Source organism: Klebsiella sp. OBRC7, assembly GCF_000293135.1.
GTDB lineage: Bacteria > Pseudomonadota > Gammaproteobacteria > Enterobacterales > Enterobacteriaceae > Klebsiella > Klebsiella michiganensis.
The window spans coordinates 1-1,711 of record NZ_ALNJ01000105.1; the positions used below are offsets into that span (position 1 = coordinate 1).

Consider the following 1,711-nt stretch of genomic DNA (forward strand, 5'->3'; position numbering starts at 1 on the left):
AGATAGCCGACGATTGTCGATACCGAATACTTTGGTGGAATGCTGATGCACATGTGAACATGATGCCGCTGCTCGATACCCTCCGCGTAAGTCACGGAGTCGGACCGGTATGCCATGAGCTGGATATCGCCCCGTCGACATACTACCGGTACCAGAACCAACGTCAGCATCCGGAAAAACGCAGTCAGCGTGACCGGCGTGATGACCAGCTGAAGCTGGAGGTACAGCGCGTGTACGACGAAAACTACAGTGTCTATGGAGTTCGTAAGGTCTGGCACCAGCTGCAACGGGAAAGCTTCAGCGTGGTCAGATGCACCATCGCGCGACTGATGAAAAGCATGGGGCTTACCGGCGTGCGGCGGGAAAAAAGTACGAACCATGGTCAGCAGGAAAGAAGCTGCGGCAGGCGGCCGGGTAAACCGTCAGTTCGTGGCAGAGCGTCCCAATCAGCTGTGGGTAGCAGACTTCACGTACGTGAGTACTTGGCAGGGGTTCGCGTATGTAGCGTTCATCATCGATGTGTTTGCCGGCGGCATCGTGGGTTGGCGAGTGTCGTCATCGATGGAAACCACGTTCGTGCTGGATGCGCTGGAGCAGGCGCTGTGGGCCCGTCGCCCTTCCGGCACCATCCATCACTCGGATAAGGGCTCGCAGTACGTGTCGCTGGCGTACATGCAACGTCTGCAGGACGCGGGCTTACTGGCCTCGACGGGCAGCTCAGGCGACTCCTACGACAATGCGATGGCGGAAAGCATCAACGGCCTGTACAAAGCGGAGGTGATACACAGACAGAGCTGGAAAAGCCGAGCAGAGGTTGAGTTGGCGACGCTGACGTGGGTGGACTGGTACAACAGCGGCCGACTACTGGAACGGCTCGGTCACATCCCCCCGGCTGAAGCCGAAAGAGCGTATTATGCTTCCATCGGAAACGGAGCTATGGCAGCCTGAGTTCGCGGACTAAAAACTCTCCCGGAAAACCGGGGCGGTTCAGGATCTTCTTGAGATCCTCTCTACCTACGAGTAATCTCTTGCTCTGTAAACGAAAAAAACCGCCTTGCAGGGCGGTTTTATCGAAGGTTAAGCCAGCTTGCAGGCTGCTTAACCAGGTAACTGTCTTGTGCGAGACTAGTCACCAAAACTGTCCTTTCAGTGTAGCCGCAGTCAGGCCGCCACTTCAAGTACTCTCTAAATCTCTCGCACATCATCAGTTACCAATGGCTGCTGCCAGTGGCGTTAAGTCGTGTCTTTCCGGGTTGGACTCAAGACGATAGTTACCGGATAAGGGGTCGGTTCCGGCTGAGGGCGAAATGACACCCTAAGCTTTCGGTTCCTTGGGCCAAAGATATTCGCCAGTCAGTAGAATGTGCGCCCAGCCCAATGGGGATATGTGGGGAAGAAATTCAGGGGGAACATCCAACCCTTCGTTCCGCCGCTCCGTGACGGCATGACCAAGATGGACGGTATTCCAGTAAATGATCACCGCAGTCAATAAATTGAGCCCAGCGATTCGGTAGTGCTGCCCCTCTGTCGTGCGATCGCGAATTTCCCCCTGCCTCCCGATACGGAGCGCATTTTTGAGCGCATGGTGGGCCTCTCCCTTGTTAAGACCGATCTGAGCACGCCGCTGCATGTCCGTATCCAGGATCCACTCAATAATGAAAAGCGTCCGTTCAATACGACCAACTTCACGAAGCGCAACTGCAAGGTTGTT

1 protein-coding gene and 1 pseudogene are annotated in these 1,711 nt (G+C 55.5%); one reads left to right on the forward strand and one right to left on the reverse strand.

The genetic code is table 11. The features are described 5' to 3' along the window. A pseudogene (locus HMPREF1144_RS21495) lies at positions 1–948 on the forward strand (IS3 family transposase); the annotation flags it as partial. A gap of 367 nt (positions 949–1,315) precedes the next feature. On the opposite strand, the gene HMPREF1144_RS21500 reads toward HMPREF1144_RS21495, so the two are convergent. Then, the coding region (locus HMPREF1144_RS21500) for a Tn3 family transposase (protein WP_042928221.1) at positions 1,316–1,711 on the reverse strand (396 nt) is incomplete at its 5' end.